This window comes from Variovorax paradoxus, from assembly GCA_016806145.1.
Lineage (GTDB): Bacteria > Pseudomonadota > Gammaproteobacteria > Burkholderiales > Burkholderiaceae_C > Variovorax.
This window is the reverse complement of the sequence record CP063167.1, coordinates 2172127-2198072: the sequence shown is the minus strand read 5'-3', so window position 1 is coordinate 2198072 and position 25946 is coordinate 2172127. Positions and strand designations below refer to the sequence as shown.

The window sequence follows — 25946 nt, the reverse complement described above, 5'->3', positions numbered from 1 at the left end:
TCGCTCAGGCGGACGCCATCGGGGCCTTCGCGCGCTCGGCGTCCTGCAGCTGGCGCCAGGCGATCTTTCCGGTCGGCGACTTGGGCAGCTCGCGCACGAACTCGACCAGCCGCGGGTACTTGTAGGCGGCCATCTTCTGCTTCGCCCATTCGATGACGTCGGCCTCGCGCACCTGGCCCGCATGCGCCTCGCGCAGCACCACCACCGCCTTCACGGTCTCGCCGCGATAGGGATCGTGCGCGGCGATCACGCAGGCCTCGGCGATGGCCGGATGCTCGTGCAGCATCGCCTCGACCTCGGCCGGCCAGACCTTGTAGCCCGAGGCATTGACCATGCGCCTGAGCCGGTCGACGATGAAGAAGTAGCCGTCCTCGTCGCGCCGCCCGAGGTCGCCGCTGCGCACGAAGCGCCGCCCGTCGATCTCAAGCAGCGCCGCGCGCGTGGCCTGCTCGTTGCGCCAGTAGCCCGCGAACACCTGCGGCCCCGACATCACGATCTCGCCGACCTCTCCGGGCGGAAGCTCGCGCAGGGTTTCGGGATCGACGATGCGCAGGTCGGTGCCGAACAGCGGTATGCCCAGGCACTGGCGCTTGAACGCATGCGCGGGGTTGCCCGAGACATGCGCCGTTTCCGACAGCCCATAGCCCTCGAGGAAGTCGAGCCCGGTCAACTGCTTCAGGCGCTCGCACACGGCCTCGGGCATGCCCGCGCCGCCGCCGCCGATGCGGCGCACCGAGCTCAGGTCGTACTCGGCCAGCCGCGGACTCGCGAGGAAGTCGATCACCATGGTCGGCATCGCCGTCCAGTGGCTGACGCGGTGCCGCGCGATCAGCGCCGCGGCCCGGTCGCGGTCCCAGCGCTTCATCAGCACCAGCGTGCCGCCGCCGTAGATCGGCGCGTTCAGCAGGTTCTGCATGCCGGTGATGTGGAAGTACGGCAGCGCCACCAGCTGCACCGAATGCGGGACCATGCCCATCCAGTGCGCGACCGCGACCGTGCTGGCATTGAGCGTGCGGTGCGTGTGCATGCAGCCCTTGGGCACGCCGGTGGAGCCCGAGCTGTAGAGGATCAGCGCCAGCGCATCGGGCAGGTGCTCGAGCGGGGCTGCGGGCGCGCCGGCGGCCGCCAGCACCCGGCGCAGGCCGATGGTGCGCGACGCGCCGGATGCCGCATCCGACGGCTCGGCGGCTTCCACCAGGTCGTCCACCGGCCCCGGGCTGCCGACGATCACCACGCGGCGCAGCCGGTGCGCGCCCGGCACGGCCAGCAGCTCCGCCACGTTGTCGGCGCCGCAGAAGGCCACCACCGCCTCGCTGTCCTCGAGGTAGTGCGGCAGCTCGTCGCGCTTGTTCATCGGGTTGACGGGCACCACGACCGCGTTGATGCGCAGGATCGCGAAGTAGGCCGCGATCCAACCGCGGCCGTTGGGCAGGTAGAGCAGCACGCGGTCGCCCAGGCGCACCGCCAGTTCGTGCTGCAGGAAGGCCGCGATGCGTTCCATCTGCTCGACCAGCGCCGCGTACGACAGGCTGCCGAAATCGTCGACCACCACCGCGCGCTGCGGAGAACGCATGGCCGACACCAGCAGGTTCGCGCACAGGTTGGTGGGCGGAACGTCGATGTCGCGCGGCAGGGTGCGCGGCCAGTGCTTCGAATCGTGCGGGGTCATGGCTGTCGTCCTTGGTCTTCGCCGGGCCGCGGCATCGCGCGAGACAGCGCCGCCGATTTGCCTGTTGATTTATTTTGGTTGAACCAATGATAATCAGGCCGACGACGCAGCGTCAAGGCAGAGCGGCAACGATCCGGCCGGCGCGCGGCACCACGATCCCGGCAACGGGAGACCACACGGAGTCACTGGAGCCATTGGAATGAGCATCAAGCGACAGGCCTGCATCGCAGGCGCTTTCGAACACCCCACGCGCAAGGCGCCCGACAAGACGGTGCCGCAGCTGCATGCGGAATGCGCGCGCGGCGCGCTGGCCGACGCCGGCCTGTCGCTGCAGGACGTCGACGGCTACTTCTGCGCGGGCGACGCGCCGGGCCTGGGCCCGCTGAGCATGGTCGACTACCTCGGCCTCAAGGTGCGCCATGTCGACAGCACCGACACCGGCGGTTCCGCCTACCTGGTGCAGGTCTCGCATGCCGCGCAGGCCATCGCCGCGGGCAAGTGCAACGTGGCGCTGATCACGCTCGCGGGACGCCCGCGCACCGAGGCCAGCGGCGTGGGCACCGGCCCGCGCAACGTGACCGCGGCCACGCCCGACGTGGCCTGGGAAATGCCCTATGCGCCGGTCACGGTCAACATGTACGCGCTGGCCGCGGCGCGCCACATGCACGAGTTCGGCACCACCAGCGAGCAGCTCGCCTGGATCAAGGTCGCCGCCGCCGCGCATGCGCAGCACAACCCGAACGCGATGCTGCGCGATCCCGTCACCGTGGAGGACGTGCTGGCCTCGCCGATGATCTCCGACCCGCTGCACAAGCTCGACTGCTGCGTCGTGAGCGACGGCGGCGGCGCGCTCTTGGTGGTGCGCCCCGAGATCGCGCGCTCGCTCGCGCGGCCCGTGGTCAGCGTGCTCGGTGCCGGCGAGACCGTGAAGGGCCAGGCCAACGGCCAGCTCGACCTCACCTGGTCGGGCGCCGCCGTCTCGGGCCCGATCGCGTTCGCCGAAGCGGGCGTGACGCCGGCCGACATCCAGTACGCGTCGATCTACGACAGCTTCACCATCACCGTGCTGATGCAGCTCGAGGACCTGGGCTTCTGCCGCAAGGGCGAGGGCGGCCGCTTCGTGGCCGACGGCAACCTGATCTCGGGCGTCGGCAAGCTGCCGTTCAACACCGACGGCGGCGGCCTGTGCAACAACCATCCCGCCAACCGCGGCGGCATCACCAAGGTGATCGAGGCCGTGCGCCAACTGCGCGGCGAGGCGCATCCGAAGGTACAGGTCCCCGGTTGCGGCCTCGCGCTCGCGCAGGGCACGGGCGGCCTGCTCGGCTCGCGCCACGGCAGCGCCACCCTGATCCTCGAAAGGAACTGAAGATGAGCACCCCCTACCAGGACCGCGCGCTCGGCGCGCCGATCGTCGACGCCGCCACCGAGCCCTACTGGAACGCCGCGCGCGAAGGCGTGCTGCGCATCAAGCGCTGCACCGCCTGCGCCAAGGCCCACTGGTATCCGCGCGCGCTGTGCCCCTACTGCCTGGGCGACACCGCATGGGAAGACGCCAGCGGTCTCGGCACGATCTACAGCGTCAGCGTGACGCGCCGCGCCGGCCCGATCCCCTATGCGATCGCCTACGTCACGCTCGACGAAGGAGTGACGATGCTCACCAACATCGTCGATGCCGATCTCGATGCGCTGCGCATCGGCGATCGGGTGAAGGTGTGTTTCAAGCCGGCGGAAGGCGGGTTCGCGGTGCCGATGTTTGCGCCGGCTTGAACGCGAGAAAACGAAGGCAATTGGAGGCGCTTCGCCTGATGGTCTTCCACACCCGATCTTGGGCGGGAACCACCGCCCCCCTTCCAAGGCGATCTACGCCAGTTGCAACGGCTGACCAGGCCGAAGCGGAAAGTGCGAGCATCTGCTCTTCGGCAGACTTTCGCACTCCCTCCAGCATCCAGTCAAATCCCCATTGCGATAGTCGAACGAGCGGAGACCGCTCGTCTCCTCGAGCGGGATCGATGTACTTCGAGTCAAGGTGGAGCGGTTATCACTGCCCCATCTTTTGGCGGTAACTCCTGATCGCTGTTTCGAGGCGCGGCCCTGGTTCAGACGGCGCGAGCAAAGCGCTCACAAAAGTAATCTGTTCCTCTCGACTCAGATGAATGATCTCGTGCTCCAACACAATCTTCGCCGCCGCTTCCTGCGGACCGCCGACGATGGATTCGTTCAATGTACGTTCCGTCGAAGCTGCGGCACGCTCAACGATTTTCTTTTTCTTCACGGAAAACTCCCACCTCCGAGTGAAGGTCGAGCTGCTTGTTACCGGGTTCACCTTGCTGCAGTCGATCCATCTCCCGATGTTCTTTCTTTGTGCATGGATGTCAAGGAAACAGCCGGCCTCCTATTCTCGAATCAATCCGTCCTGATGTTGGCTTCGCGAATCACCGAAGTCCAGGTCGCATACTCCTCCGCGATCCGCGCCCCCAGTTGCTCGGGCGTGCTGCCAGTGGCCGCCGCCCCGGCGGTCTCGAACTTCTCCTTCACCTCGGGCAGCGCCAGCGACTTCACGATCGCGTCGTTGAGCCGGGCCACCACCTCGCGCGGCGTGCCGGCCGGGGCGAACAGGCCGAACCAGACCTCGGGGTTGAAGCCCGGCAAGGTGTTGGCGATCGGCGGCGCGCCGGGCGCGAGCGGCGAAGGCTGCAGCGAGGACACGCCGAGCAGCCGCACCCTGCCCTCCTTGATGAAGGCATTCATCTGCGACGAACTGGTGCTCAGCAGCACCTTCGACTCGCCGGTCAGGATCGCCTGGGTGGTCGGAGCCTGGCCCTTGTAAGGGATGTGGGTCATCTCGACGCCGGCGCGCCGGCTGAAGAGCTCGGTGGCGAGGTGGCCGAAGGAGGCTGGCCCGGCGGTCGCGAAATCGAGCTTGCGCGGATTGGCCTTCGCATAGTCGATCAGCTCCTGCACCGACTTCGCGGGCACCGAGGGATTGATCGCGAGGATCATCGGCTGCAGCGAGACCAGCGACACCGGCGCGAAGTCCTTCAGCGGCGCATAGTCGGCCTCCTTCGAGACCTGCGGCGAGATCACCAGGCCGTTGTTGGGGAACAGCAGCGTATAGCCGTTGGCCGGCGCCTTCGCGACGAACTTGGTGCCCAGCACGGCCGAGGCGCCGGCCTTGTTCTCGATGATCACGGGCTGCTTGAGGAAGCGCTGCATCGGCTCCTGCAGCACGCGCGCGAGCACGTCGGTGGTGCCGCCCGGCGGATAGGGCACGACGATGGTGATCGGGCGGTTCGGGAAATCCGACGCCGCGGACTGCGCGATGCCGGCCTGCGGCAGCGCGAGCGCGCCGGCCGCGAGCAACGCCGCCCAGAAGCCCCGGGCCGCGGCGCGCATCGGGCCCTCCGCCTTGCCGGCGACTCCCGGCAGGCGCATCCAGCTGTTCATCATGTCTGTCTCCTTCGTTGTGTGTCTGGTCTGGCGGGCGGCGCGGCAGCCGCTTCCTGCCTCAGCCGCGCACGTGCAGCGCGCGGCTCTCGCGCAGCGCCGCGATGCGCTCCTCGCCCAGCCCGAGCAGGCTGCCCAGCAGCGCGGGGCCGTCGGCACCGAGCTCGGACACGCTGCCGCGCGCATGCGCCGCGGTGCGGGCGAAGCGGAAGGCGGGGTTGGGCACCTGGAACGCGCCGGCGCCGTCGTCGATGGTCTGGAAGGCCTGGCGCTCCACCAGCGGCGGCAGCTTCATCGCCTCGCGCACGGTGAAATAGCGCGAGCACGGCACGCCCGCGGCATTCATCTCGGCCTCGCATTGCGCGGCGCTGCGATCGGCGGCCCAGTCGTCGAGCAGCTGCATCAGCGCGCCCCAGTGGTGCTCGCGCTCCTGGCTGGTCGCGAAGCGCGCGTCGGTGATCCATTCGGGATGGCCGGTGCCGCGCGCCAGCGCCTCGAAATTGTTCTGGCTCACGGGCGCGATCAGCAGGAAGCCGTCCTTCGCCTTGGTCGGGCGATAGAGCGGGCGGCGCCGCTCGGCCGGGAACTGCGCCTCCTGGCACTCGTAGACGAGCAGGCCCAGCATCGCGTCCATCAGCGCGAGGTCGATGTGGTCGCCCTCGCCGGTGCGCGCGGCGCGGAACAGCGCGCTCTGGATCGCGCCGAAGGCCAGCGAGCCGCCGAGCACGTCGGCCACGAAGATGCCGTTCTTCAGCGGCCGCTCGACGTCGCCCTCCTGGTAGTCGAGGTTGGCCATGTCGTAGCCGCTGGCCGCGTGCAGCACCGGGGCGTAGGCGCTGCGGCCCGACCAGGAACCCTCCTGCCCGAAGCCCGAGATCGAGCAGTACACCAGCCGCGGGTTCAGCGCCGAGAGCGTCGCGTAGTCGAGGCCCAGGCGCTGCATCACGCCGGGGCGGTAGTTCTCCACCAGCACGTCGCACTGGCCGACCAGCTCCCGCACCAGCGCGACCGCCTCGGGCTTCTTGAGGTCGAGCGCGAGGCTCTTCTTGCCGGCGTTGAGCTGCGCGAAGTAGGTGCTGCGGCCCTGGCGCCGCGGCGGCCGCAGCCGGATGTGGTCGCCCTCGGGCGGCTCCACCTTGATGACCTCGGCGCCGAGGTCGGCCATCAGCCGCGTGCAGTAGGGACCCGACATCATCGCGGTGAAGTCGAGCACGCGCACGCCGTCGAGCACGCCGGGCTTCGCGGCGGCGGGGACGGTAGGGTTCGGGGTCGGCTCAGCCAAGGTTGCTCTCCGTCACGGCGAGGCCGGCAAGGCGCGAGCCGCCGAGCGCGTCGAGGTAGTCGGCGTGCGCCGCGGTGCCGCGCGCATAGCGCGCGAGGTAGGCATCGAAGGCCGCTTCGTCGGCGCTCGCCTTCACGTACTCGCGCAGGTGGCGCTCGTCGGCGCGGTACAGCGTGGGCGAGGCGCTCGGATGGGCGCCATAGGGCGCTTCCACCACCGCGTCGACCATCACGCTCGGCAGCTTGGTCAGGTGGTTCGAGCGGCGGATGGTGTCGGACGACACGATGCGGTCCACCGAGACGATCACGTGGCGCGAAGCCTGCGCGAGCATCGCGTCGAAGAACGGCGTCGCGAGGTACTGCACGTTGCCGTACTCGTCGGCCTGCTGCGCATGGAGCAGGCACACGTCGGGCTTGATCGCGGCGGCGGCGAGCATCTTGCGCTCGCCGGGCTTCGAGGGCAGCGGCCAGTAGTGCTCGGGCGTGTGGCGCGGCAGGTCGGTGCCCAGGTCGGGGATCGCGGTCCAGGGCATGTCGCAGATGCCGGCGCGCAAGCCTCCGGCGATGCCGGGCCCGTCGAGCTCGTAGACCTTCAGCGTGCCGGCCTCGGCGCGGCGGCGGAAGTGCGGCGCGAGGCCGAACTGCTCGAAGCTGATGAACACGCAGGCGGTGCTGCGCGCGCAGCCGGCGCCGATCAGCATGTCGGGCGCGATCGAGCCGGGTGCTGGCACCAGGTCGAGGTCGCGCGCGCCCTTGCGGATCAGCGCGCGCACCAGCGCCATCGGCTGGGCATTGAAGATCCAGCCGCCCAGGCCGACGCGGTGGCCGTCCTGGATGACCGACACGGCCTCGTCGAGGGTGGTCAGCTTGCTTTTGTTGGAACTCATGGCTCGTCTCTTCAGGGGAACTTGCGGCGCAGGGTGCCGCGCGTGTCGACGCGGGTGCGCAGCAGGCGCAGCTCTTCGGGCTCGGGCATGCGCGTGACGGGCGGCGTGCCCTCGACCACCAGCTCGAAGCCGGTGGCCTTGCGGATCTGCTCGAGCGTCACGCCCGGATGGATAGAGCGCACGCGCATGGCCTTGCTCACGGGCTCGAAGTCGAACACGCCCAGCGGCGACACCACCAGGCGCGGCCCGCCCGGCGGGAGGCCGGCCTCCTCGCGCGAGTTGCCGCCTTCCATGTGGCCCGGTCCGCAGAGGAAGTCGACGCGCGGCACGAAGGCGCCGGGATCGTGGCGCGTGAGCGCGACATAGAAGCGCTTGGCCAGCCCGCACAGCGCGCTGATGCCCACCGTGCCGGGGCCGCGCACCTTGGGCCGAGCCTGGTCGCCGACCACCACCGTGTTGATGTTGCCGAAGCGATCGACCTGCAGCGCCGAGAGGATCGCGAAATCGAAGAAGTGGATCTTCCAGTCGATGAAATCGATCATGTTCGGCAGGTCCATCCAGGCCTCGGAGGACTCGATGTTCTCCGAGTCGGCCGTGGACAGCAGGTGGTCGCGCACCGGGTTCACCATGCCGCCGGGGCCCGAGATCCACCACAGCCGCGGCGCCTGCATCTCGCGCGCGAGGTTGCAGGCGGCCAACTGGATGTCGGAGTTGGTGCCGATGATGACCTTCTCGCCATCGGCGAAGTCGCGTGCCAGCAGCACGGCGAGCAGTTCGCCGGTCGACGGCTTGTCGTCGCCCGGCGTCGTTTGCTTGATATTTGGTTCAACCATTCATTGATCCTAGGAATCAACCATGACACTGTCAAGCGGATTTCACCTGCCGGGCGCGCAAGAAGAAAGGACCGCGCGCCTTGCGGCGGGCGGTCCTTGTCGGATCGGGTGAAGGGCGGCGCCGCGCGCCGCACGGGTTCAGCGCGTGGTCTTCGCGGCGCGGGTGGCGGACTTGGTCGCGGCCTTCGCAGCCGGTTTCTCGGCCGGGGCCTTGGCCGCCGCCTTGCGTGGCGCCGGCGCCGCGGCCGGAGCTTCCTGCGCGGCGTCCTCGCCCACCTTCGACAGGTAGCTGCGCTGCAGCCGCTTGAGGCTGGACTCCATCTCCGCGGCGGCCGCGTCGGCGTCCTTGGCCGCCAGGTGCTTGAGGAAGCGGCGGCGCGAGGGCAGCACGTAGGCGTTCTCCTCGTGGCCGATCTGGCCGATGAACTCGGCCAGCACGTTGAGCACGCCGTTCATCACGATCACCATGATCGGATTGCCGGTCATGCGCGCGAGGATGCGGTGGAACTCGAGGTTGGTCGCCGCGCGCGCGGGGAAGTCGTCGCGCCGCAGCGCCTCCTCGGCCGCGTCGATGTTGGCCGCCAGCGCCTCGAGATCGGCGGGCGTGGCGCGCGCGCAGGCCTCGCGCACCAGGATCGACTCGAGCCAGATGCGCGCCTCGGTGAGCTGCGCCGGCTGGATCGCGCCCATGTGGTACATGTCCATCAGGCCGGTGGCGATCGCGTCGCCGCTGCGCCCGCTGATGAAGGCGCCGCCGCTGGCGCCCTTCTGCAGCCGGATCAGCCCCGCATGCTCGAGCGAGCGCAGCGCCTCGCGCAGGGTGTTGCGCGACACGCCGAACTGCTCGGACAGCGCGCGCTCCGACGGCAGCCGCGTGCCGACCTTGAGCCGGCCCTGCGACAGCTCGCCGCGGATCTGCTGGGCGATCTCCTCGAAGGCACGCGCGGAACGGATGGGCTGGAACTTGGCGCTCCGTGCGTCGGCCGCGGGTGGCGACGGTTCTTTGGCGTCCATGGGGAATCCTCCGTTGGAAAAACTAAAAGTTGGACCTTTGAGCCAAATGATAAGGGGCGGCGTGGCGCGGGCCGCCGTAGTCCAAGCCCTCGCGGTGGTGCCTGTTGCCGTATCTCATTAATGGTTCTACCATTGAATTTTCCGAGACTCAGGAGAGACACGCCCATGCCCCCGACCACCCTTCCCGGCGACGAAGAGCGCGCCCTGCTGCGCGACTCGGTGCGCGGCTTCCTCGAGCGCCACTGGCCGCCCGCCACCGCCGTGCCATGGGCACGCGAACCCGCGCGCGTGCAGGCGCTGTGGCAGCAGCTCGCGGCGCAGGGCCTTGCCGCATTGGGATCGGATCCCTCGGAGGGCGGCCTGCGCGAGATCGCGCTGGTCATGGAGGAACTGGGCCGCGCGGGTTGCACGCTGCCGCTGCATCACGGCACGCTGTTGAACCTAGCGGCGCCGCGCACGCCACGGGGCGAGGAGCCCGCGGTGCTCGCGCTGCAGCGCGCCGGCGAGGCGCGCGTGGTGCTGTGCTTCGGGGCCTTCGACGGCGACCGCGGCGCGGGCGAGGCACGCATCGACGACGACGGCAGGCTCCACGGCGAACTCGCCTTCGTCGAGCATGCCGACAGCGCCACCCACCTCGCGGTGATGGTGGACGGCCCCGCGCTCGCGCTGATCGACTTGCGCGCGCCTGGCGTGCGCATCGAGGCCACGCCAGCGATGGGAACGCAGGGGCTGTTCCGCGTCGTGCTGGACGGGATCGCCGCCTCCGTCCTCGCACTGTCAAAGGAGCAGCTCGACGCGCTGCACGCGACGGCCCGCCTCGCGCTGTGCGCGCGCGCCACCGGCGCCGCCGAACGCGCCTTCGAGCTCGCCGTGGCCTATGCGGGCGAGCGCCGGCAGTTCGGCCGTCCCATCGGCAGCTTCCAGGCGATCCAGCACAAGCTCGCCGACGGCCACATCGCGCTGCTGGGCGCTCGGCTCACGCAGGCGGGCGCCGCGCGGCAGCACGACCTCGGCGCCGACAACTGGCGCGTGTTCGCCGAGGCGGCCTGCGCGCTGGCCGCGACGACGCTGCGCCGGGTGTCGCTGGAAACGCAGCACACCTTCGGCGCGATCGGCTACAGCGAGGAGCACGAGGCGCCGCGCCATTTCAAGCAGGTGCATCTCGACGTGCTGCGCCACGGCGGTGGACGCCGCGCGCGCGAGGCCCTGGCCGATCACTTCCTCGGCGAGACGCCGCGCACGCTGCCCGAATACGACCTGGGCCCGGCCGGCAACGCCTTTCGCGAGGAGGTGCGCGCCTGGCTCCAGACGCACTGGTCGGGCGAGCGCAAGGCCGCGCACGAGGCGCTGGACTTCAAGGCGCGCGAGTACGACCGCGAGTTCGCGCGCGCGCTCGGGCGCACCGGCTGGATCGGCCTCTCGTGGCCGCAGCGCTTCGGCGGCCAGGCGCGCGGCGCCTTCGAGCAACTGGCCTTCGTCGAGGAGATGGAACGCGCCGAGGCACCGCGCGTGGGCGCGCCGGTGCAGGCCGCGATGCTGCAGGTACACGGCAGCGCGGCGCAGCAGGCGCGCTACCTGCCCGAGATCCTGCGCGGCGAGGCGATCTACGGCATGGGCTACAGCGAGCCCGACGCGGGCTCCGACCTCGCGTCGATGCGCACCCGCGCGGTACGCGACGGCGACCACTACGTGATCGACGGCCAGAAGATCTGGACCACCACCTACTGGGGCGACTACATGCTGCTAGCCACGCGCACCGACCCCGACGCGAGCCCGCCGCATGCCGGCCTGAGCCTGTTCATCGTGCCGATGGACACGCCCGGCATCACCATCCGCACCTCGACCACGATGTACGGCGGCAGCTTCGCCAATGTCTTCTACGACGGCGTGCGCGTGCCGGCCGAGGCGATGGTGGGCGAGCTCCACGGCGGCTGGAAGGTGCTGGTCGGGGCACTGGCCACCGAGCGCGGCTTCATCGGCGGCGGCATCGTGATGAAGGTGGCGCATGCCTTCGAGCAGCTGTGCGAACACCTGCGCGGCGCGACGGGTGCCGACGGCCGGCCGATGCGCCTCGATCCGCTGGTGCGCGAGCGCATCGCCGACCTCGCGGGGCAGATCGAGGCGGGGCGCCGCATGATGATGCACTGCGCGGAGCGCGTCGACGCGGGCCAGACGCCGCTGCACGACGCGGCCGCGAGCAAGGTTTATTCGGGCGAGCTGATGGAGCGCTTCGGCGAGGTGGCGCTCGACCTGCTCGGCATGGAAGGCACGCTCGGCGAGGGCAGTCCCGGCGCGGTGCTGCGCGGGCGCATCGAGCAGAACCTGCGCCATGCGCTGATGTGGGTGATCAGCATCGGCACCAACGAGATCCAGCGCAGCCTGATCGCGCAGCGCGGGCTCGGCCTGCCGCGCTGAACGCGCCCCGGGCCGGCGCGCCTCAGCGCGCCGGCTTCTTGCGCTCCATCTCGAGCAGCAGCACGTTCAGCGCGTTGAGGTGCTTGGCCAGCGCGGCGCCGGCCTTGTCCGCATCGCGGTCGCGCATCAGTCGCAGCACCTTGCGGCGCACCTGCACCACGTTGCTGTGCGGCGTCTGCAGCTGCGCGATCAGGCCGCGCAGGATCTCCGACAGGGCGTCGATCAGCATCACGATCACCTCGTTGTGGGTGGCGCGGCCGATCAGGCGATAGAACTCCGTGATCTGCCCGCTGTCGCGCACCGGCCGGCCCTGCTTCACCAGCTCGGCGAAGCGCTCGATGTCGGCCTCGATGGCGGCGAAGTCCTCTTCGGTCGCGCGTTCGCAGGCCAGCCGGATCGCCAGCCCGCACAGCAGGATGCGGGCCTCGGTCAGGTCCGACACCGGCACCTGCTTGAGCGCCACCATGTCGCGCACCGCCTGCGTGATGCCCTCGGGATGCGACTGCTTGATGTAGAAGCCGCCGTTGATGCCGGTCACGGCCTCGACCATGCCGGCCATCTCGAGGCTGCGCAGCGCCTCGCGCACGCCGCTGCGGCTCACGCCGAACTGCTCGGACAGCTCGCGCTCGCTGGGCAGGCGGTCGCCGGCACTCAGCACGCCTTCCACCACCTGCTGGCGGATCTGGTCGCAAATCGCCTCGAAGGCGCGGCGCATGCGCACGGGCGCGAAGACTGGTGCGGATTCCGACATGGCTCCTTTCCTCCTCTGGATCACGAACGTCGATGGCTGGATGCCTAGCCCGATAGTGTGCCTGTGCCTGCCTTGGCACTGGCTCCAATTGACCATCATCCCTGGTTTCGCTATGGTTCAACCAATTACATCACAAACCATCCGACCAGGAGACAAGCCTCATGACCCACTCCCGCCGCCACGCGCTGGCCACCGGCCTCGGCCTGCTGGGCGCCTCGGCGCTGCCCGCCTTTCCCCTGGCCGCGCGTGCCGCGCCGGGCTATCCCGACAACGTCATCAAGTTCATCATTCCCACGCCGGCCGGCGGCGGGCACGACACGATGATGCGGGTCGTCGGCCAGAAGCTCACCGAGGCCTGGGGCCAGCCGTGCATCGTGGAGTCGAGGGCCGGCGCGAGCGGCGCGATCGCGGCCGCCGCGGTGGCGCGCGCCGCACCCGACGGCTACACGCTCGGCGTCGGCTACAGCGCGCTGATCAGCAACCTCGTGCTGCAGCCCGCGCAACAGCCCTACAAGCTCGCCGACCTCGCGCCCATCGGCATGCTCGCGCTCACGCCCATCGCCATCGGCGTGCGCGAGTCGCTCAACGTCAGGACGCTCGACCAGCTGGTGGCGCTGGCGAAGTCGAAGCCCGGCAAGATCTCGTACGGCTCCTACGGCCCCGGCTCGGGCGGCAACTTCGTGGGCGAGCTGCTGAACATGGCCGCGGGCATCGACACCGTGCACGTGCCCTACAAGGGCGAGGCGCCGGCGCTGCAGGACCTGATCGGCGGCCAGATCGACACCGCCGTGGTGTCGCTGGGCGGCGTGTCGCGCTACCCCGGCAAGATCCGCGCGCTCGCGGTCGCGAGCCCGACGCGCTTTCCGCTCTATCCCGACGTGCCCACCTTCGCCGAGGCCGGCTTCCCCGAAGTGAACATGCCGGGCTTCGGCGCGCTGTTCGCGCCGGCCTCCACGCCCAAGGCCATCATCGACAAGCTCGATGCCGAGATGGCGCGCATCGTGAAGCTGCCCGACGTGGCGCCCAAGCTGCTCGAGCTGGGCTTCGAGCCCGCCGGTTGGGGCCCGCAGAAGCTCTCGAGCTTCCTGGCCGAGCAGCTGGCGCTGACGCAGAAGCTGGTCGCGACCGGGCGCATCAAGGTCTGAGCGGGCGCGCCGCGAGCGGGCCGGCGCACGCATCTATATGATTTGCCTCGCCCGCCGCCGATCGCCCCGCGCTTGAATCCCAGCAATCCCACCGCCCCGAACGCAGCCTCGCTCTGGAGTCCGCTCGCCCAGCCCGCCTTCCGCGGGCTCTGGGGTGCCGGCAGCCTGTTCTTCGTCGGCAATGCGATGCAGAACATGGCGGCCTCGTGGCTGATGATCGAGCTCACGGCCTCGTCCTTCCTCTCGGCGCTGGTCCAGACCGCTTCCTTCCTGCCGATGTTCCTGCTGTCGCTGCCCGCCGGCGTGCTGGCCGACACCATCGACCGCCGGCGCCTGATGCTGCGCATCCAGGGTGTCTACGGGCTCGCCGCGCTGACGCTCACGCTGCTCGCGCTGGCCGGCTGGATCGGCCCGGGCGGGCTGCTGTTCTTCACCTTCCTGCTGGGCGTGTGCACGGCGCTGCAGTCGCCCTCGTGGAACTCCGCCGTCAGCGACACGGTGGCGCGCACCGAGCTGCCGCTGGCGATCACCTTGGTGTCGATGACCTTCAACGGCGCGCGCGCCGTCGGCCCCGGGCTCGCGGGCGTGCTGTTCGCGCTGACCGGCGGCGCCGCCGTGTTCGCGGTCGCGGTGCTGACCGCCTTCGGCATGAGCTGGGCCACGCGGCGCTGGCCGCCGCGGCCGCCCTCGCCCGGGCGCCTGCCGGCCGAGCGGCTGTGGGGCGGCATGCTCAGCGCGCTGCGCTATGCGCGCCATTCGCCAGCGATCTTCGCGCAGTTGGTGCGCACGGCCGGCTTCAGCGGGCTCGGCTCGGCCCTGTGGGCCCTGCTGCCGGTGATCGCACAGCAGCGCCTCGGACTGGGCGCGGCGGGCTACGGCCTGCTGATGGCCTGCCTGGGCACGGGCGCCGTCGCCGCCGGCTTCTTCGTCGGGCGCATGCGCTCGCGCTTCTCGCTCGATGCGCTGGCCGCCGGTTGCTGCCTCGTGTTCTCGGGCGCGATGCTGGTGGGCGCGCTCTCGACCTGGCGGCCACTCGTTTGTGCCAGCTTCGTGCTCGGCGGCGCGGCCTGGATGACGATGATGTCGACCTTCAACGCCGCGACCCAGACCAGCGCGCCGGCCTGGGTGCGCGCGCGCGCCGCGTCGATGCACACCCTGTGCTCGCTCGGCGCCTTCGCGCTCGGCTCCGCGCTCTGGGGCGCGATGTCCTCGCTGATCGGGTTGAGCGCGGCACTGTGCCTGTCGGCCGCGGGCATGCTCGCGAGCATTGCGCTGGCACGGCCGTATCCGCTGCGCATGGGCGCGGACGACGAGGTCACGCTGGCGCCGCTGCACGAGGAGTTCTCGGTGCAGCACGAGCCCGAATTCGAGGCCGGGCCGGTCGCCGTCGAGGTGGTCTACCGCATCCGCGATGCCGATGCGCGGCGCTTCCTCGATGCGGTGCAGCAGCTCGCGGTGCCGCGCAAGCGCGACGGCGCCACCTTCTGGCGCGTCTACCGCGACCTCGACGACCCGAGCCGCTACGTCGAGCGCTTCATCGTCACCTCGTGGGCCGACTACCTGCGCCAGCGCGCGCGGGCCACCGTCGCGCGCCACGAGCTGGAGGCGCTCGCGCGCAGCTTCCAGGTACCGCACGAGCCGGTGCTCACGCGCCACTACCTGGCCGAACGCAGCCCCTGAGCAAGGGCCACCGGATCAGTCCTCGACCCAGCGCGCAGCGTCGCCGACGGCAGCGCGCGAGGTGCGGAAACCGTTGGCCGGGTGCGCCGGGTCCTCGTAGCCGAAGGAGATCCCGCAGACCACCTGGCGGTCTTCCGGGATGTCGAACCAGCGGTGCAAGAATTTCGCGCGCGAAGCGAGCGCGGCCTGCGCGATGCTCGCCACGCCGCGGCTGCGCGCAGCCAGCATGAAGTTCGACACGTAGGCGCCGCAGTCCAGCGCGCCATAGGCGCCGAGCGCGGCATCGGTGTGGATCAGCGCCACGTGCGGCGCGCCGAAGAACGAGAAGTTCAGAAGCCCCTGGCGCGCCGAGGCCTCGCGGTCGCCGTGGGCGATGCCCACACTGTCGTAGAGCTGGAAGCCGCATTCGCGGCGGCGCTCGCGGTAGACACCGCGGTATTCGGCGGGCGGCGCGATCTCGAAACCCTGGTCGACCAGCGCCTCGGGCGTGGCCATCGCCGCGCGCAGGCGCTCGGTGGCGGCCGCGCCGGTCACGACCACCTGCCAGGGCTGCGAGTTGCACCACGAGGCCGTGCGCTGGGCGGCGCGCAGGATCGCGTCGATGACGTCGCGCGGCACCGGGTCGGCGAGGTAGCCGCGGCAGCTGTAGCGCGCGTCGAGCACGGTGTCGAGGGCCGCGGCGAGATCCGGCGCGGGAATGGGCGGGGAAGTGGTCATGGCTCGGGCAACGGGATGAAGACGAGGGAGCCTAACCGCGCCGGCGCGCTCGCGCTGGCGACGCGGCGAAAGACATGCGCGACGGCGGCCACCTCGCTCATTTCAACCATCTATGGTTGATCCATTCACAAGGTTATTGAGACAAAAGCTTTGCATCGCGCGGGCTCGAATTTAGCATTGGTCCTACCAATCTGGTCATCCAAGGTGGTCCACCACGCCGGATGGCCCTGCCCCACAAGGAAAACCGCAGCCATGCTCTCGCAAGAAGACAACGAAACCCTCGTGCGCGTCGGCGCCGGCACGCCCATGGGCGAGCTGATGCGCCTCTACTGGATCCCCTTCCTGCCCAGCCGCGACCTCGAGACCGACGGCCAGCCGCAGCGCGTGCGCCTGCTCGGCGAGGAACTGATCGCATTTCGCGACAGCGAGGGCCGCGTCGGCCTGATCGACCATGCCTGCCCGCACCGCGGCGCGCCGCTGGTGTTCGGCCGCAACGAGGACTGCGGCGTGCGCTGCATCTATCACGGCTGGAAGTTCGGCGTCGACGGCCGCGTGCAGGACACGCCGGCCGAGCCCGCGCAGAGCCGGCTCAAGGACACGGTCACGATCAAGAACTACCCCTGCCGCGAGCGCAACGGCATCGTCTGGACCTACATGGGGCCCGACCGCGAGAACCCGCCGCCGCTGCCGAACCTCGAGTGGAACCTGGTGCCCGAGGAGAACGTGTACGTGAGCTTCCGGGTGCAGGAATGCAACTGGCTGCAGGCCGTGGAAGGCGAGATCGACTCGGCCCACGCGCCGATCCTGCACGGGCGCATCGACCAGCAGGGCGCGATCAGCGACTGGACCGCGAAGAAGGACCTGCGTCCCACCTTCGAATGCAAGCGCCAGGACTTCGGCATGAGCGTGGCCTCCAGGCGCGTGCTCGACGAGAACACCCACTACTGGCGCGTGAACCAGTTCCTGCTGCCCTTCTACACGCTGGTGCCGCCGCAGTCGAACTACCCCGAGCTCAGCGGCCACGCCTGGGTGCCGCTGGACGACCACCACACGCTGTGCATCATGTTCTCGTACACGCCGGCGCAGAAGTTCTACGAGAAGACGCGCAAGCTGTTCGACAACGGCCACGGCGGCCGCGAGACCGGCCACCCGAGCATCAACGCCTACGCGCCGCGCCCGGCCACCGAGCCCTTCGCGAAGTACTGGACGAAGTTCAACCTGCAGAGCGCCTTCCTCTTCAACTACGACGCGCAGACCAAGACCTGGTTCTCGGGCCTGCCCGGCCTGTGGGTGCAGGACGCGGCCTGCCAGTCGGGCGTGGCGCCGATCTACGACCGCTCGAAGGAGCACCTGGGCATGAGCGACACCGGCATCGCGATGACGCGGCGCCTGCTGCTCGAGACGGTGCGCAACCTGTCGGTGCGCCAGCAGCGCCCGCCGCGCATCGAGGACCCCGACCTGCCGATGGTGCGCGCGGTGTCGCTCACGCTGCCGGCCGGCGAGGCCTGGAGCGAATCGGGTCGCGAGCTGATGACCGCGCGCCTGGGCGCCGACTTCGGCTACACGCCATGAGCCCGGGCAATCCCGCGCCGCTGGACCTGTGCCTGCGCCAGATCCGGCTGGAGGCACGCGGCATCGCGTCGTACGAATTCGTGTCGGCCGACGGCCGGCCGCTGCCGCCGTTCACGGCCGGCGCGCACATCGACCTGCACCTGCCGCGCGAGATGATCCGCAGCTATTCGCTGCTCAACGCGCCCTCGGACGCCGCGCGCTACGTGGTGGCGGTGCAGCGCGACGCGCAGGGCCGCGGCGGCTCGGCCTGGATGCATGCGCAGCCGCGCGTGGGCGACCGCATCCGCGCCAGCCTGCCCGGCAACGACTTCGCGCTGGACGAGGAGGCCGCGCACTCGGTCTTCATCGCCGGCGGCATCGGCATCACGCCGATCCTGTCGATGCTGCACCGGCTCGAGGAACTGGGCCGGCGCTGGCAGCTGCATTACGCGGGCCGCTCGCCCGAGGAGACCGCCTTCGCCGACACGCTGCGCGCCATGCAGGGCGGACGCGGCTGCGGCGAGGTCGAATTCCGCTTCGGCTCCTCGCGCGCCGAGCGGCTGGACATCGCGGCCATCGTGCGCAACGCGCCTGCCGGCGCGCACCTGTACTGCTGTGGCCCGGCGCGCATGATCGACGCCTTCGTCGAGGCCTGCGCCGGCCGGCCCGCGCACACGGTGCACTTCGAGCGCTTCGCCGCCGGCAGCGCGGCCGCCACCGAGGGCGGCTACGAGGTGGTGCTCGAGCGCAGCGGCCAGCGCCTCGCGGTGGCGCCGGGCAAGACCATCCTCGACACGCTGCTCGACAACGCCATCGACGTGCCCTATGCCTGCAGCGCGGGCGTGTGCGGCACCTGCCGCACGCGCGTGATCGCGGGCGAGCCCGACCATCGCGACGACTACCTGGATGCGCAGGAGAAGCAGTCGAACGAGGCGATCATGATCTGCTGCTCGGGCTCGCGCTCGAAGACGCTGGTCCTGGACCTCTGAGACAAGGGAGCAGTCCATGACGACCCGGCTCGACACCACGGCGGAACCGCAGGAGGCCGGTGCCTCCAACGCGGCGGGCGCGGGCAACGGCGCCATCGCCGGCATCCTCGCCTATCTGCGCGACCGACGGCTGCAACCGGGCGACCGGCTGCCCTCCGAGCGCGACCTCGCCGAGCGCCTCGGCGTCGGCCGCAACGCGGTGCGCGAGGCGCTGGCCACGCTGGTCACGCTGCGCATCGTCGAATCGCGGCCCCACTCGGGCATCTACCTGCGGCACGTCGAGCGCGAAGGCAGCTTCGAGGCGCTGGTGATGCTCACCGACATGGGCGCCGTACCCACGCCGGTGGAAGTGGCCGAGACGATGGAGGTGCGCGGCCACCTCGAGGTGCTGGCCGCGGGCCTGGCCTGCCAGCGCCGCACCGAGGCCGACCTCGCGCGCATGGAAGCCGTGCTGCAGCGCACCGAGCAGGTGCTGGCCGACGGCGGCAACATCGCCGCGGCCGACACCGAGTTCCACGTCGCGCTGGTCGATGCCACCCACAACTCGGTGCTGGTGCGCGTGCTGCATGCCTTCTACCGCTTCACCGGCCGGCGCCGCGAGGCGATGTTCGCCGACACGGTGCAGGGCCGTGCCTCGCTGCTCGACCACCGCCGCCTGCTCGGCCACATCCGCGCGCGCGACGCGGCCAAGGCGCAGCTGCTGATCCTGCGCCACATGGACCGCGCGCGCAGCTACTGGTCGAGCGTGCTCGGCGCCACGGATTGACACGACACCCACGAACCCAAGGAGACCCCCGATGACGACCACTTCCCTCCCCCGCCGCGCGCTGCTGGGCGCAGCCTGCGCCGCGCTCGCGCTCGGCGCCCTGCCCGCCTGGGCACAGGGCGGCTACCCGAACAAGCCGATCCGCATGATCGTGCCCTATGCGGCCGGCGGCAGCACCGACCAGCTCGCGCGCGCCATCCAGCAGTCGATGAGCGAGACGCTGGGCCAGACCGTGATCGTCGAGAACAAGCCCGGCGCGGGCGGCACGATCGGCACCGACTACGTGGCCAAGGCCGCGCCCGACGGCTACACGCTGGTGTTCGGCAACACCGGTCCGAACGCGGTGGTCTCGCTGATGCGCAAGGTGCCCTACGACGAGCTCAAGGACCTGCGTCCGATCTCCACCGTCGCGATCACGCCGATGATCCTGGCCGTGCCCGCCGACAGCCCGGCGAAGACGCTGAAGGACTTCCTCGCCTACGCGAAGAAGAACGGCAACGCGCTCAACGTCGGTTCGGTCGGCAACGGCTCGCTGTCGCACCTGACGGCCGAGTACTTCAACGAGGCCGCGGGCCTGCGCATGCAGCACATCCCCTACAACGGCGGCGCGCCGATGATGACCGCCTTCGCCGGCGGCCAGCTGCAGGCCGCCTTCGTGACCGGCCTGGACGGCGCTACGCTGGTGAGCTCGGGCCGGGTGCGCTACCTGGCCGTGGGCACGCCCAAGGCCACCGAGACCGTGCCGGGCCTGCAGGCCATCGCCGACGAGGTGCCGGGCTTCCGCAGCTCGGCCTGGTTCGGCGTGCTCGCGCCGAAGGACACGCCCGACGAGATCGTCACGAAGCTGCACGACGCGATCGTGACCGCGGTCGCCCGACCCGAGGTGCGCAAGATGTTCTCGGTGCGCAACGTCGAGGCACGCAGCAGCACGCCGCAGGAGCTCGAGAAGCTCATCCGCGACGAGATGGGCCAGTGGGGCCCGGTCGTGCGCAAGGCCAACATCCAGATGTGAGAACCGCCTCCATGCTTGAAAACCTGGAATCCGATTTCCCCGAGCACCAGCCGCGCCCCGCGGGCGCGCCGCAGGCGCTGGCCGGCATCAAGGTGGTGGACTTCACCCACTTCATCGCCGGCCCCTTCGCCACCATGATCCTGGCCGACATGGGCGCCGACGTGATCAAGATCGAGGCGCCCGGGCGCGGCGACGACTTCCGCCAGTACCCGCCGGTGCATCCCGAACTCGCGCAGGGCGCGCCCTTCCTCTGGTCGAACCGCAACAAGCGCAGCGTGGCGCTGGACCTGAAGACGCCCGAGGGCCTGGAGGTGGCGCGCGCACTGATCGCGAGCGCCGACGTCGTGGTCGAGAACTTCTCCACCGGCGTGATGGAGCGCTTCGGACTCGACTACGAGAGCTGCCGCAAGGCCAATCCCGAACTCGTCTACTGCTCGGTGTCGGCCTACGGCCGCGAGGGCGCCTTCGCCGACCGCCTGGGCTTCGACCCGATCGCGCAGGCCGAGAGCGGCTTCGTCTCGATGAACGGCTATGCCGACCGCCAGGGCGTGCGCGCGCTGTCGCCGGTGATGGACATCAGCACCGCGATGATGGCGGCCAACGCGATCCTCGGCGCGCTGGTGGCGCGCGAGCGCACGGGCCGCGGGCAGGCGGTGGAAGTGGCGCTGTTCGACAACGCGGTGCTGATGACCGGCTATGCGACGCTGCAGCACGTGTTCAGCGGCGCCGAGCCGCAGCGCCACGGCAACACCAGCCCCGACACCTGCCCCTCGGGCGTGTTCGAGGCACAGGACGGCTCGTTCTATATCAACTGCGGCAACAACAAGATCTTCCACCGCCTGATGACGCAGGTGCTCGAGCGGCCCGACGTGGCCGCGGACCCGGCCTATGCCAGCGGCCGCGAGCGCTCGCAGCGGCGCGAGGTGCTGTTCGCACTGCTCGGCGAGGCCTTCGCGAAGCAGCCCTGGTCGCACTGGCAGTCGCGCATGCGCGCGGCCGGCGTGCCCTGCGGCCAGGTGCGCTCGGTCGGCGAGGCCATCCGATCGCCCGAGGCGCGCGAGCGCCGGCTGGTGACGCGCATCCCGCATCCGCAGGTGGGCTGGGTGCCGAACATGGCGCTGCCGATCCGCTACTCGCGCACGCCGATCGCCGACCCGGTGGCCGCGCCCACCGTCGGCCAGCACACGCAGGAGGTGCTGCGCGAGGCGCTGGGCTACGACGAAGCGCACTTCGCGGCGCTCGCGCGCGCCGGCGCCTTCGGTCCGCCCGCCGAGCGGCACGAACCCGCCGGCACGCCGGCATGACCAACCGCACGCTGCGCGGCCGGGTCGCCGTGGTCGGCATCGGCGAGACGACCTACTACCGCCACGGCCAGTCGCCCGACGCGGAATTCAAGCTCGCGCTCAAGGCCATCCTCGCCGCCTGCGCCGACGCGGGCCTCGATCCGCGCGAGATCGACGGCTTCGCCTCGTACAGCGACGACCGCAGCGAGGCCTCGCGGCTGGCGGCCGCGCTGGGCATCCACCGACTGCGCTCGGCCACCATGCAGTGGGGCGGCGGTGGCGGCGGCTGCGCGGCGGCGGTGGCCAATGGCGCGGCCGCCATCGCGGCCGGGCTGGCCGACTGCGTGGTCGTGTTCCGCGCGCTCGCGCAGGGCCAGCACGGGCGCTTCGGCCAGGTCGGCGGCATCGACACCATCTCCGGCGAGAAGGCCTACCTCATGCCCCACGGCGTGCTCTCGCCACCGCAGCGCTTCGCAATGCGCGTGCGCCGCTTCATGCACGAGCACGGCGTGCGGCAGGAGGCGCTGCGCGCCATCGCCCTTGCCTCCTACCACCATGCGCAGGCCAATCCGCGCGCCGTGATGCACGGCAAGCCGCTCGATGCCGCGAAGTACGACGCCTCGCGCTGGATCGCCGAGCCCTTCCACCTGTACGACTGCTGCATGGAGAACGACGGCGCCGCCGCGATCGTGCTGGTGGCGGCCGAGCGCGCGAAGGACTTCGCGCACAAGCCCGCCTACCTGCTCGGCGCGGCCTCGGGCTCGGGGTTTCGCGCCGGCGCCCATCCGCACAATGCGCCGCGCTATGCGAGCGCGGGCTTCGACACCGTGGCGCCCGACCTCTACGCGATGGCCGGCATCGCGCCGTCCGACGTGGGCGTGGTGCAGAGCTACGAGAACTTCACCGGCGGCGTGGCGATGGCGCTGGCCGAGCATGGCTTCTTCGAACCCGGCGAGGCCAACGACTTCCTCACGCTCGAGAACCTCATCGCCCCCACGGGCCGGCTGCCGCTCAACACCAGCGGCGGCAATCTCGCTGAGTGCTACATGCATGGCTTCGAGCTGGTGCTCGAGGCGGTGCGCCAGGTGCGCGGCAGCTCGACCAGCCAGGCGGCGCGCAGCGATATCGCGCTGGTGATCGGCGGCCCCATGGTCACGCCCGCGAGCGACCTGCTGCTGGCATCGGAGAACGTGCTGTGAACGACACGAACGACGAGAAACGCTACCTGCCCGCGGGCCTGCCGATCCCCGTGTCGGAGCCCGACGGATTGTCCGAACCCTACTGGCAAGGCCTGCGCGAGGGCGTGCTGCGCGTGCAGCGCTGCACGCACTGCGGCACCTGGCAGTTCGGCCCCGAGTGGATCTGCCACCGCTGCCATGCCTTCGATCCCGCCTGGGTCGAAGTCGCGCCGCGCGGCCGCATCTACAGCTGGGAGCGCGTGTGGCATCCGGCGCATGCGGCACTCAAGGACCATGGCGCCTACCTCGTGGTGCTGGTCGAGCTGCCCGGGGCCGGCAACGTGCGCATGGTCGGCAACCTGCTCGGCGATCCGATGCAGGCGGTGGAGATCGGCGCCGAGGTCGAGGGCGTGTTCGAACACCATCCGGATGCGCAGCCGCCGTACGCGCTGCTGCAGTGGCGGCATGCCTGAGTCCGCGCGCACCGAAGGCCCGGAAGGCTATACCTGCGACCTACTCGTGATCGGGGCCGGCGCGGGCGGCATGAGCGCCGCGCTCTCGGCCGCGCTCATGGGCCTCGACGTGGTGCTGTGCGAGGCCGGCGAGCAGGTCGGCGGCACCACCGCCACTTCGGCCGGCACGCTGTGGGTGCCGGGCAATGCGCAGGGCGCTGCCGCGGGCTTTGCCGACTCCGCCGCCGAGGCCGCGCGCTATCTCGACGCGATCCTCGGCGCGGACGATCCGCGCGGGCTGCGCGCAGCCTACCTCGCGAGCGCCCCCGAGGCGATCGCCTTCCTCGAGGCCCGTTCGGAACTGCGCTTCGCCTCGGCCGGCCGCCATCCCGACTATCTCGCGCTGCCCGGCGCGGCCGTGGCGGGACGCGCGCTCTCGCCGCTGCCCTTCGACGGCCGGCGGCTGGGCCGCGACTTCGAACGTATCCGCGCGCCGATGCCCGAGTTCATGGTGCTCGGCGGCATGATGGCCAACAAGGCCGACGTGCAGGCCCTGGCCTACCGCTGGCGCAGCGTCGCGAACTTCCGCCATGCCGCGCGGCTGGTGCTGCGCCATGCGCGCGACCGGCTCACGCATGCGCGCGGCACGCGCCTGGTGCTGGGCAATGCGCTCGTCGCGCGGCTGTACTTCAGCCTGCGCCAGGCCGGCGTGCGGGTGCGCTTCGGCATGCGGCTGCGGCAACTCGAGATCTCGGCGCGCCGCGTCACGGGTGGCATGTTCGAACACGAGGGATCGACGCGGCACATCGCGAGCCGCCTCGGCGTGGTGCTCGCCACCGGCGGTGTCGGCCATCACGCGGCGTTGCGGGCCCAGCTCGCGCCGGCCGGCGTGTCGCCGCGCACGCTGCGGCCGCAGTCCTTCGAAGGCAACCGCGGCGACGGCCTCGATGCCGCGCTGCGCGCGGGCGCGCGGCTCGAACGCCATCGGGGCAACTTCTTCTGGCAGCCCGTCTCGCTGGCACCGCGCGCCAGCGGCGAACCCGGGCTCTTCCCGCACCTGTACCTCGACCGCGCCAAGCCCGGGCTGATCGCGGTCGATGCCGACGGGCACCGCTTCGTCGACGAGAGCGCTTCGTACCACCACTTCGTCGAAGCCCTGCTCGCGCGCATGCGCCCCGGTGCAACGACGCCGCCGGCCTGGCTGGTCTGCGACGCGGCCTTCGTGCGCGCCTACGGCCTCGGCACGATCCCGCCCGGCACGCGCGCGAGCGCGCTGCGGCGGCACGAGGCCTCGGGCTATCTCGTGCTTGCCCACAGCATCGACGCACTGGCCACGCGGCTGGGCATCGATGCGCGCACGCTGGCCGCCACCGTCTCGCGCCACAACCGCCATGCCGAAGCCGGCGAGGACCCGGACTTCGGCAAGGGCAGCACCGAGCTCGGCCGCTTCAACGGCGATGCGGCGCATGCGCCCAACCCCTGCCTCGGCCCGATCGCGCAGCCGCCGTTCTGCGCGCTGGCGGTCTGGCCCGGCGAAGCCGCATCGAGCGCGGGTCTGGCCACCGATGCCGACGGGGCCGTGCTCGACACGGACGGGCAGCCGATCGCGGGCCTCTACGCCTGCGGCAACGACATGGCCTCGATCATGCGCGGCGCCTATCCGGGACCGGGCATCACGCTCGGACCCGCGATCGTGTTCGGCTGGCGCATCGCGCGGCATGCGGCACGACAGAACCCCCACACACCTTCCTCTTCACGATGAATCCCACCTCCACTCCCCGCGAGGCCAGCGGCCCGCTCGCCGGCCTGCGCGTCCTCGAGTTCGCCGGCCTCGGGCCCGCGCCCTTCGCCTGCATGCTGCTGTCGGACATGGGCGCCGACGTGATCACCATCGACCGCCCCGCGCGCCGCCTTGGCGACCGCAGCGACATCACGGGCCGCGGCCGCACCGTGGTGTTGGCCGACCTCAAGGACCCCGGCTCGCGTGACGAGGTACTCGGCCTGCTCGCGCGCGCCGACGTGCTGGTCGAGGGCTTCCGGCCCGGCGTGATGGAGCGCCTGGGCCTGGGCCCCGACGAGGCGCTGCGGCGCAATCCGCGGCTGGTCTACGGCCGCATGACGGGCTGGGGCCAGCACGGCCCGCTCGCGCAGGCCGCGGGCCACGACATCAACTACATCGCGCTGACCGGCGCGCTGCATGCCATCGGCCCGGCCGGTGGCGCGCCGGTGCCGCCGCTGAACCTGGTGGGCGATTACGGTGGTGGCAGCCTCTACCTCGTCGTCGGCATCCTGGCCGCGCTGCTCGAAAGCCGGCGCTCGGGGCAGGGCCAGGTGGTCGACGCGGCCATCGTCGACGGCGTGAACTCGCTGATGAGCCTGTTCGCCACCAGTGCGATGCGTGGCACCTTCCGCGAGGAACGCGGCACCAATGCGCTCGACGGCGGCGCGCCCTACTACGGCAGCTACGCCACCGCCGACGGCCGCCATGTCTGCATCGGGCCGATCGAGCCGCAGTTCTTCGCCGAGCTGTGCGAGCGCCTGGGCGTCGACCCCGCGCTGCGCGACGCGCAGCACGACCGCGCGCGCTGGCCCGCGCTGCGCGCCGAGTTCGAGCGGCTGTTCCGCACCCGCGACCGCGACGAGTGGACCGCACTGTTCGACGGCAGCGATGCCTGCGTCGCGCCCGTGCTCGCGCTGAGCGAGGCGCCCGCGCATCCGCACCACGGCGCGCGCGAGGCCTTCGTCGATGTCGAAGGCGTGCGGCAGCCGGCACCGGCGCCGCGTTTCTCGCGCACGCCGTCGCGGGTGCAGGGGCCGGCGGCGCGCGAGGCGACGCCGGCTGCGCGGGTTCTCGCGCGCTGGGCCTGAACGGGCCG

General features: G+C 71.0%; 23 protein-coding genes. 14 read left to right on the top strand and 9 right to left on the bottom strand.

Annotated elements, in window-relative coordinates; all coding sequences use genetic code 11:
• Window positions 1-4: 4 nt before the first annotated feature.
• Complete coding sequence (locus tag INQ48_41320) at window positions 5-1669, bottom strand: AMP-binding protein (protein QRF61804.1); 1665 nt, start codon at window positions 1667-1669, stop codon at window positions 5-7.
• 199 nt (window positions 1670-1868) lie between these two features.
• Between INQ48_41320 and INQ48_41315 the strand changes: the two genes are divergently transcribed.
• The gene (locus INQ48_41315; protein QRF61803.1) at window positions 1869-3038 is read left to right on the top strand and encodes a thiolase domain-containing protein; all 1170 of its coding nucleotides are present in this window, start codon (window positions 1869-1871) and stop codon (window positions 3036-3038) included.
• A 2-nt stretch (window positions 3039-3040) separates the two neighbouring features.
• Window positions 3041-3439 carry an OB-fold domain-containing protein gene (locus INQ48_41310; protein ID QRF61802.1) on the top strand — a complete coding sequence of 133 codons (399 nt, stop codon included), beginning with the start codon at window positions 3041-3043 and terminating at the stop codon, window positions 3437-3439.
• A 271-nt stretch (window positions 3440-3710) separates the two neighbouring features.
• On the opposite strand, the gene INQ48_41305 is transcribed toward INQ48_41310, so the two are convergent.
• The 6 genes from INQ48_41305 to INQ48_41280 form a co-directional block, all read right to left on the bottom strand.
• On the bottom strand, window positions 3711-3995 hold the full coding sequence (locus INQ48_41305; protein ID QRF61801.1) for a DUF1778 domain-containing protein: 285 nt from the start codon (window positions 3993-3995) through the stop codon (window positions 3711-3713).
• Between the two features lie 80 nt (window positions 3996-4075).
• Window positions 4076-5119: a tripartite tricarboxylate transporter substrate binding protein gene (locus INQ48_41300; protein QRF61800.1), complete on the bottom strand. Its 1044-nt coding sequence runs from the start codon at window positions 5117-5119 to the stop codon at window positions 4076-4078.
• A 58-nt stretch (window positions 5120-5177) separates the two neighbouring features.
• Complete coding sequence (locus INQ48_41295) at window positions 5178-6311, bottom strand: CoA transferase (protein QRF63192.1); 1134 nt, start codon at window positions 6309-6311, stop codon at window positions 5178-5180.
• Between the two features lie 79 nt (window positions 6312-6390).
• Window positions 6391-7284 carry a CoA transferase subunit A gene (locus INQ48_41290; GenBank protein QRF61799.1) on the bottom strand — a complete coding sequence of 298 codons (894 nt, stop codon included), beginning with the start codon at window positions 7282-7284 and terminating at the stop codon, window positions 6391-6393.
• A gap of 11 nt (window positions 7285-7295) precedes the next feature.
• On the bottom strand, window positions 7296-8117 hold the full coding sequence (locus INQ48_41285) for a 3-oxoadipate--succinyl-CoA transferase subunit B (GenBank protein QRF61798.1): 822 nt from the start codon (window positions 8115-8117) through the stop codon (window positions 7296-7298).
• Window positions 8118-8255: 138 nt separating this feature from the next.
• The gene (locus INQ48_41280; GenBank protein QRF61797.1) at window positions 8256-9131 is read right to left on the bottom strand and encodes a FadR family transcriptional regulator; all 876 of its coding nucleotides are present in this window, start codon (window positions 9129-9131) and stop codon (window positions 8256-8258) included.
• A gap of 165 nt (window positions 9132-9296) precedes the next feature.
• On the opposite strand from INQ48_41280, the gene INQ48_41275 reads away from it, so the two are divergent.
• Window positions 9297-11546, top strand: coding sequence for an acyl-CoA dehydrogenase (locus INQ48_41275; GenBank protein QRF61796.1), 2250 nt, complete (start codon window positions 9297-9299; stop codon window positions 11544-11546).
• Between the two features lie 22 nt (window positions 11547-11568).
• Here INQ48_41275 and INQ48_41270 read toward each other — a convergent pair whose 3' ends face one another.
• The gene (locus INQ48_41270; protein QRF61795.1) at window positions 11569-12297 is read right to left on the bottom strand and encodes a FadR family transcriptional regulator; all 729 of its coding nucleotides are present in this window, start codon (window positions 12295-12297) and stop codon (window positions 11569-11571) included.
• 161 nt (window positions 12298-12458) lie between these two features.
• On the opposite strand from INQ48_41270, the gene INQ48_41265 reads away from it, so the two are divergent.
• A complete protein-coding gene (locus INQ48_41265) occupies window positions 12459-13442 on the top strand; it encodes a tripartite tricarboxylate transporter substrate binding protein (GenBank protein ID QRF61794.1) in 984 nt (327 codons plus the stop codon).
• Window positions 13443-13514: 72 nt separating this feature from the next.
• Window positions 13515-15122 (top strand): MFS transporter, encoded by a 1608-nt coding sequence (locus tag INQ48_41260; protein ID QRF61793.1) that lies wholly within the window; start codon window positions 13515-13517, stop codon window positions 15120-15122.
• A 15-nt stretch (window positions 15123-15137) separates the two neighbouring features.
• On the opposite strand, the gene INQ48_41255 is transcribed toward INQ48_41260, so the two are convergent.
• Entirely contained in the window at window positions 15138-15839 is a 702-nt protein-coding gene (locus tag INQ48_41255) for a nitroreductase (protein ID QRF61792.1), read from the bottom strand.
• A gap of 252 nt (window positions 15840-16091) precedes the next feature.
• On the opposite strand from INQ48_41255, the gene INQ48_41250 reads away from it, so the two are divergent.
• The 9 genes from INQ48_41250 to INQ48_41210 are packed head-to-tail and all read left to right on the top strand — an operon-like array spanning window position 16092 to window position 25938.
• On the top strand, window positions 16092-17411 hold the full coding sequence (locus tag INQ48_41250; GenBank protein ID QRF61791.1) for a Rieske 2Fe-2S domain-containing protein: 1320 nt from the start codon (window positions 16092-16094) through the stop codon (window positions 17409-17411).
• Entirely contained in the window at window positions 17408-18379 is a 972-nt protein-coding gene (locus INQ48_41245; GenBank protein ID QRF61790.1) for an oxidoreductase, read from the top strand. The genes INQ48_41250 and INQ48_41245 overlap by 4 nt, the downstream gene beginning before the upstream one ends.
• A gap of 16 nt (window positions 18380-18395) precedes the next feature.
• Window positions 18396-19145: a FadR family transcriptional regulator gene (locus INQ48_41240; GenBank protein ID QRF61789.1), complete on the top strand. Its 750-nt coding sequence runs from the start codon at window positions 18396-18398 to the stop codon at window positions 19143-19145.
• Between the two features lie 31 nt (window positions 19146-19176).
• Window positions 19177-20157, top strand: a complete 981-nt coding sequence (locus INQ48_41235; protein QRF61788.1) for a tripartite tricarboxylate transporter substrate binding protein — start codon at window positions 19177-19179, stop codon at window positions 20155-20157.
• Between the two features lie 11 nt (window positions 20158-20168).
• A complete protein-coding gene (locus INQ48_41230) occupies window positions 20169-21461 on the top strand; it encodes a CoA transferase (GenBank protein QRF61787.1) in 1293 nt (430 codons plus the stop codon).
• Window positions 21458-22639, top strand: a complete 1182-nt coding sequence (locus tag INQ48_41225; GenBank protein ID QRF61786.1) for an acetyl-CoA acetyltransferase — start codon at window positions 21458-21460, stop codon at window positions 22637-22639. The genes INQ48_41230 and INQ48_41225 overlap by 4 nt, the downstream gene beginning before the upstream one ends.
• Entirely contained in the window at window positions 22636-23091 is a 456-nt protein-coding gene (locus INQ48_41220) for an OB-fold domain-containing protein (GenBank protein ID QRF61785.1), read from the top strand. The genes INQ48_41225 and INQ48_41220 overlap by 4 nt, the downstream gene beginning before the upstream one ends.
• A complete protein-coding gene (locus INQ48_41215; GenBank protein ID QRF61784.1) occupies window positions 23084-24832 on the top strand; it encodes an FAD-dependent oxidoreductase in 1749 nt (582 codons plus the stop codon). The genes INQ48_41220 and INQ48_41215 overlap by 8 nt, the downstream gene beginning before the upstream one ends.
• Complete coding sequence (locus INQ48_41210; GenBank protein ID QRF61783.1) at window positions 24829-25938, top strand: CoA transferase; 1110 nt, start codon at window positions 24829-24831, stop codon at window positions 25936-25938. Before INQ48_41215 ends, INQ48_41210 begins: the two co-directional genes overlap by 4 nt.
• The last annotated feature ends 8 nt before the right edge of the window (window positions 25939-25946 follow it).